This window comes from Succinivibrio dextrinosolvens, from assembly GCF_900116345.1.
Lineage (GTDB): Bacteria > Pseudomonadota > Gammaproteobacteria > Enterobacterales > Succinivibrionaceae > Succinivibrio > Succinivibrio dextrinosolvens_B.
Window position 1 is genome coordinate 1 of the sequence record NZ_FPAH01000077.1, and the last position, 6,346, is coordinate 6,346.

The 6,346-nt window shown below is 38.1% G+C and carries 6 protein-coding genes; 4 read left to right on the forward strand and 2 right to left on the reverse strand.

Annotated features, from left to right (window positions below):
- The coding region (locus tag BM308_RS13445) for a hypothetical protein (RefSeq protein ID WP_218152576.1) at positions 1–687 on the forward strand (687 nt) is incomplete at its 5' end.
- 92 nt (positions 688–779) lie between these two features.
- Here the strand turns inward: BM308_RS13445 and efp are convergent.
- The gene (gene efp / locus BM308_RS13000; RefSeq protein WP_031490844.1) at positions 780–1,343 is read right to left on the reverse strand and encodes an elongation factor P; all 564 of its coding nucleotides are present in this window, start codon (positions 1,341–1,343) and stop codon (positions 780–782) included.
- Between the two features lie 304 nt (positions 1,344–1,647).
- Positions 1,648–2,691 (reverse strand): elongation factor P maturation arginine rhamnosyltransferase EarP, encoded by a 1,044-nt coding sequence (gene earP, locus BM308_RS13005; protein WP_074945794.1) that lies wholly within the window; start codon positions 2,689–2,691, stop codon positions 1,648–1,650.
- 239 nt (positions 2,692–2,930) lie between these two features.
- On the opposite strand from earP, the gene BM308_RS13010 reads away from it, so the two are divergent.
- The 3 genes from BM308_RS13010 (at position 2,931) to nrdG (ending at position 6,038) form a co-directional block, all read left to right on the forward strand.
- Entirely contained in the window at positions 2,931–5,195 is a 2,265-nt protein-coding gene (locus BM308_RS13010; protein ID WP_074945796.1) for an anaerobic ribonucleoside triphosphate reductase, read from the forward strand.
- A 67-nt stretch (positions 5,196–5,262) separates the two neighbouring features.
- The gene (gene nrdD, locus BM308_RS13260; protein ID WP_074838306.1) at positions 5,263–5,421 is read left to right on the forward strand and encodes an anaerobic ribonucleoside-triphosphate reductase; all 159 of its coding nucleotides are present in this window, start codon (positions 5,263–5,265) and stop codon (positions 5,419–5,421) included.
- Positions 5,422–5,507: 86 nt separating this feature from the next.
- A complete protein-coding gene (gene nrdG / locus BM308_RS13020; RefSeq protein WP_074945798.1) occupies positions 5,508–6,038 on the forward strand; it encodes an anaerobic ribonucleoside-triphosphate reductase activating protein in 531 nt (176 codons plus the stop codon).
- Positions 6,039–6,346 lie beyond the last annotated feature (308 nt).

Here is a 6,346-nt window from a genome sequence, read left to right on the forward strand (position 1 = left end):
TCTGCAAGATGTAAGCGAGAGAAAGGCAGAATGTTTATTCATATCTACCTCGACCATGAAATCAGAAATGATGCAGAAGATAAATTCCGTGCAAGAGTAGCTGAGCTTCTGGATAAGCAGAAGACTGAAACAGAGACTCTTACCCAGGAGGAAAAGGACTTCCTTTCAACCTATGTTACTGAAGACTCAAATGGCAGAAAGGTAATCAATAATACCCAGAAATTCGAATACATGCTGTGTAAGGGTATCAGAGTTCTGCTGTCTGACTTTATAAGTGATCCGGTTGAAGCGTCACGTGCCTATACAGAACGTAATGAGGTTGAGGAGAGTTTCAGAAAGCTCAAGGATTTCACTGGAGCAAGACGATTACACGTATCCTCATCAAAAACTCTTTCAGGAAAAATCTTTGTGCACTTCCTGTCCTGCAGTATTCTCTGCATGTTAAGACATCGTATTCATTCAGCTGAAGCTAAAGGCATCAAGCTTCCATTTGACTCTGTACCAAAGATGCTGGCATCGTTGTCAAATATTACTCAGACAATATTCCCAGATGGTGGTTACTTCTCTGAGATAGTTGGAAAAAAGAAGGAGCTACTTGAAGGGCTGGAAATTCCTTTCCCAGAGGCTGAAATGAATATAGAGTATGAGGAAGATATTGCCGCGGAAGCAGAAGAAAATCTAGATTAGAAACATAACAAAATCCCCAGCATGTGCTGAGGATTTATTGCCTTTCCCATAGTTACACAAAAATGTGCAAAGAATGGGGTTTAACTTAGAAATTAAACACGCTTCTTGAACTCGTTGGTACGAGTATCGATTTCGATCTTGTCGCCGATGTTTACGAAATCTGGAACTGAGATTTCATAACCAGTTACAGCTAGACGAGCTGGTTTTACAACCTTACCTGAGGTATCGCCCTTAACTGCTGGCTCGGTGTACTCAACTTCACGAACGATGGTGATAGGTAACTCAACAGAGATTGCCTTACCGTTGTAGAAGGTAACCTGGCAGATATCTTCCATACCGTCAACTAGGTAGTTTAGAACATCACCCATGTTGTCCTTCTCAATCTCGTACTGATTGAATTCTTCATCCATGAATACGTATAGTGGATCACCGTAGTATGAGTAGGTGCACTCTTTACGCTCTAGAACAACGTCATCTAAACGGTCATCAGCACGGAAAACAGTCTCGGTACCACCGTTTGATAACAGGTTCTTTAACTTCATTTTTACAACTGCAGCGTTACGGCCTGATTTGCTGTACTCAGTCTTCTGAACAACCATTGGATTGCCGTTTAACATGATTACGTTGCCAGTGCGGATTTCTTGAGCTAATTTCATTATTAAACCCTTTGAATAATTAAATTTAAATCTTCGGCAAGGACTTTAATCCAGCCATTAACAATAAATTAAAAAATATTGTTTATGATGTCTTATGCGGTCCCTGCCATTAAATTAAACTGATTTAAACAATTTAAACGCTAAACTACACAGATCATCTTCTGAATGTCACTCTATTATACAAGAGTGAAAATATAACGTGACATTTTAACAGATTTAACGGCTTGTATACTATCTTTAGATAACTTTTTTATCTGTAGAATGGTTTTTTAAGAGTATTTATATTTATCGTTTTGTTTTTACGTTAAAAATCTGTCTTGGTTTTGAGAAAAGAAATCAGATTATCTGTAAGTGAACCAAGAGAAATAAGATGTTCTGACCACTCTTTGGATAGTTTCTTCCAGTTCTCGTAGAATCCCAGCAGATTGAAACCGTTCAGATAATCAGAAAAACCGTTGTAGCTTAGAGTAATCTGTCTTAAGGTCTCAACATCCTCTTTACTGCTGCAGACTTCTGACATTCGGTAGAAGAGTGCCTCAATCTTGTCTTTATGAGCGTTTTCCTCCTGAGGATAAATGTGCCAGAGGAACGGATTTCCGCTAAGCATGGCTCTTACGATTGAGTCTTCTCCTCTTACAAGGTTAAGAAATGAATCTATAAGGTATGAGTCATACTCATCCTGACTTACCATTGGTAATGCCTTTATAGTAAGTTCATTAAGCTTATACTCTTCACCTGTAGCAAGATTTAAGTTAAACAGGTTATTAAAGTTATTTAATCCTTTTCCTTCAAAGATATTGAGAATTAATTTCTGGTTGTTTAATGAATTGATAACAGTTTTAACCTTTTCATTCTCATAGCTGAATAAGGTCAGATTCTTTGAATTACTTCCTTCTTTATTCTTTAATTTTTCTAAAAAGCTCTCCTCTATTACTACTCCACCTGTTTTTCTGGTAAAACCAGGGAAGAAAAAGAAGCTTTCAAAACCGTCAGCATATGAAGGAAGCTTATGACAGTCCTCGGCAAAGGTTTCAGCGGTTAGATATTCAAGGTTGACGACAACTGATTTTATCGATTTGATTTTTTTTATTAGATTGTCAGGAAGTCTTACTGAAAATGCCTGAATTACCACCTCTGAAGGTTCATAATCAACAGTGTCATCAGACCATGAAAAAAGGCTTAAAAATCGATTTGAATCATCTTCTGAATTTGTGATTTTGTTCAATATATTGACATTATTACAAAAGAGACGAACCTCAAAATTTTTTTTTGAAAAATCTCTACAGAGTCTCAAACAAACTCCTGCATCTCCAAAATTATCGATTACATCACAGAAAACATCAATCACCTTCAGTCACCTAACATAATAATTTGTAGAACTTTTTTTCTTGTCAAGATAGCTAAATTTAATTTTAGACAAAATTCTGTCAAGAGGCGAGAGAGAATTTTTTTGCCTTGAATTAGGGGGGATGATTGTACATAATATAGACAATGTTTGAATAACTAACTTGTTGAATTATATATATTTATATTCTAAATATATAATTTTAAAGAAAAAAAATTTCCTTTAGAAGTACGGACTTAAGTATGATCAGATTTATTGTAAAAAGAGATGGTAGAAAGGTATCTTTCAATGAAGATAAGATAGCCAATGCGATTAGAAAATCACTGATTTCAGCACATCCAGACGATAAATCAACATCTGCTTATGAGGAAGAGCTTGTAAACAAGTTTACCCGTCAGGTTGTAAACGAGATCGAAAAACAGAATCTTGAAGCTCCTTCCGTTGAAAATACTCAGGATATTATTGAGAAGGTTCTGATTAAGGAAGGTATGGCTGCAGAGGCCAAGAACTTCATTCTGTATCGTCAGAACAGAACCAAGGTTAGAACCTATAACAACGATCTAACCAAGATCTATAGAGATCTTACCTCTAAGAGCACCGCTGACATGGATCTTAAGAGAGAGAATGCAAATATTGATGCAAACGCTCCTATGGGTCTGATGTTAAGATTCGGTTCTGAAGGTGCCAAGGATTATGTTCGCAGATATGTACTGCGTCCAGAGCACTCAATTGCTCATTCCAAAGGCGATATTCATATCCATGATCTAGACTTCTATATGCTGACCATCAACTGCTGTCAGATCAGCTTAAAAGGTTTGTTCGAGCGTGGTTTCAGCACTGGTCATGGTTTCCTGCGTGAGCCTCAGTCAATTCAGTCTGCAGCTGCTCTATGCTGTATTGCTATTCAGTCAAATCAGAATGATCAGCATGGCGGTCAGTCAATTCCTTTATTTGAGTACGATTTAGCTCCATATGTAGCAATCTCATATTCAAAGCACTTATGCAAGGTTTTATGTGTATGTCTGAGAAATGATGAAGCTGACGTAAAGGAATTAAAGGATCTGTGCAAAGAGCTCTACGCTAAGTACAAAACCTGTCTGTCAGATGAAGTTACTGCGATTATAAGAGAAAAGGTTAAAGAAATTCTTTCTAAGTATGAATCATCAAATGTTGATTCTGATACCGACTACATCTTAAGTGAAGCTCTGAAGCTTACTGAGAGAGAGACCTATCAGGCAATGGAAGCTCTGATTCATAACTTAAACTCAATGCAGTCAAGAGCTGGTGCTCAGGTTCCATTCTCATCCATCAACTATGGTACAGGTACAACTCCTGAACAGAGAATGCTGATGAAGAATGTTCTGATGGCAACTGATGCTGGTCTTGGTGGCGGTGAGACTCCAATCTTCCCAGTGCAGATCTTCAAGGTTAAAGATGGTGTAAATACCAAGCCTGGTGATCCTAACTACGATTTATTTGAACTTGCCTGCAAGGTATCTGCAAAGAGACTGTTCCCTAACTTCTCTTTCCTAGATGCACCTTATAATATGCAGTACTACAAGGAAGGTCATCCTGAGACTGAACTTGCTGTAATGGGATGCAGAACACGTGTATTCGGCAACTATTATGATAAGACCAAGGAAATCATTCCAGGTCGTGGAAATCTGTCATTTACTACTGTAAATCTACCTCGTCTTGCTATTGAAGCTCATGGATCAATCAGCAAATTCTTTGATTCATTAGACAAAATGGTATATATGGTCTTCGATCAGCTGATGGATAGATTCAATATCATTGCTAAAAAGCAGGTTCTAAACTATCCTTTCTTAATGGGACAGGGTGTTTGGATTGACTCTGAAAAATTAAATCCAGAAGATACAATTGAGGATGTAATCAAGAACGGTTCTCTTTCTGTAGGATTTATTGGTTTAGCTGAGTGTCTTGTTGCTCTGATCGGTAAGCATCATGGAGAAAGTAAGGAAGCTTACGATTTAGGCTATAAGATTATTAAACACATGAGAGAGTTGACTGACAAGAAGATGGTTGAGTCAGGACTTAACTTCTCATTGTTCTCAACCCCAGCAGAAGGTCTGTCAGGACGTTTTGTTAAGTTAGATAGAAAACTGTATGGAAGCATCCCTGGAGTAACAGATAGGGACTACTATACCAACAGCTTCCATGTACCTGTTTACTACGAAATTTCTGCAGCAGAAAAGATTAAAACTGAAGGTCCATTCCATGAGTTATGCAACGCAGGTTCTATTTCCTACGTTGAAATGGATGGTGATTTAACCAAGAACGTTAAAGCTTTCGAAGACATTATTCTTTACATGAAGGAATGCGGTGTTAACTATGGTTCTATTAACCACCCAGTTGACCGTTGCCCTGTATGTAATTACGTTGGTGTTATTGGAGATACCTGCCCAAGATGCGGTCGTAAGGATGGCGAGGGCGTAAGCATCGAAAGATTACGTAAGCTAGGTGTTGGATGCATCTGCACTGGTTAACAGTTTAATTTAAAAACCAATTGAACAAACTACAGCAATTTTATTATTATTTGAGAGGACGTGAACAATGCAAACTAGACTACATGCTCGTAATGGTATTGTCGGCGAAGGTGTTAAATTCGAGAGAATCAGACGTGTAACCGGTTATCTGGTTGGTACTCTTGATCGCTTCAATGATGGCAAGAAAGCTGAAGAACGAGATCGTGTAAAACACATGCACGTTTAATAAATTCATCTTTTAGTTCTCAGACGCCTTGAGTCTAATCTGAAGATTGGATGATAAGGCGTTTTTTCATTAAGAATACAGGTAAAATGTCCGGCTCAGATCTTTCAATACTAGACGAAACCACTTTAAGAATTGCTGGTGCTGTTAACGAATCAATTGTTGATGGCCCTGGTATTCGCTATGTTATTTTTACTCAGGGATGCCCTTTCCGCTGCAAAGGATGCCATAATCCACAGGCTCAGTCTCTTGATGGCGGTATGGATGTTAAACTCAGGGTTCTATACGATGAGTTTATTAACAATCCTCTGATTAAAGGCGTCACCTTCTCTGGTGGTGAACCTTTCATTCAGGCTGGAACCTTGAGTATTCTGGCTAAGATTCTAAGAGAAAAAGGCTATTCTTTATGGTCTTACTCTGGTTTTGTATATGAGAAACTGGTAACTGATCCTATCTACAGAAAGCTCTTAGAGCAGCTTGATGTTCTGGTTGATGGTCCTTTTGTTCTTGCACAGAAATCTATGGACATTGATTTTAGAGGTTCTACAAATCAGAGAATTATCAATGTACAGGAATCATTGAAACAGAATAAGGTTGTTTTAATGGAAGGATTTAAATAGAGAGAATTCTTAGTCAAATACCCTCGGATAAATCCGAGGGCTTGCTAGTCAGCATAATATAGGTACAAGCGATACCAATTGGTAATCTCCCTACACTGCCAGCATCATCGGACAATTGACAATGCCCGCTTTGAAAAAGAGTTTACTCTTAATCAGTTATTATCCTTTTTGTATCTAGGATTCTTTTCTCCTGACAGCCATCTCTTTCCAAGATTCTGAATATTCATGGCTCCAACTCTGTCATCATTGGATTTATAGCCGCATGGGCAGCTATACAGATGTCTGTTATGATCTCTGCTCTGTTTGTG

What these genes read in the sequence shown, in the direction of transcription:
- efp (WP_031490844.1), bottom strand. Translation starts at nt 1,343, where the DNA reads ATGAAATTAGCTCAAGAAATCCGCACTGGCAACGTAATCATGTTAAAC.
- BM308_RS13010 (WP_074945796.1), top strand. Translation starts at nt 2,931, where the DNA reads ATGATCAGATTTATTGTAAAAAGAGATGGTAGAAAGGTATCTTTCAAT.
- nrdD (WP_074838306.1), top strand. Translation starts at nt 5,263, where the DNA reads ATGCAAACTAGACTACATGCTCGTAATGGTATTGTCGGCGAAGGTGTT.
- nrdG (WP_074945798.1), top strand. Translation starts at nt 5,508, where the DNA reads ATGTCCGGCTCAGATCTTTCAATACTAGACGAAACCACTTTAAGAATT.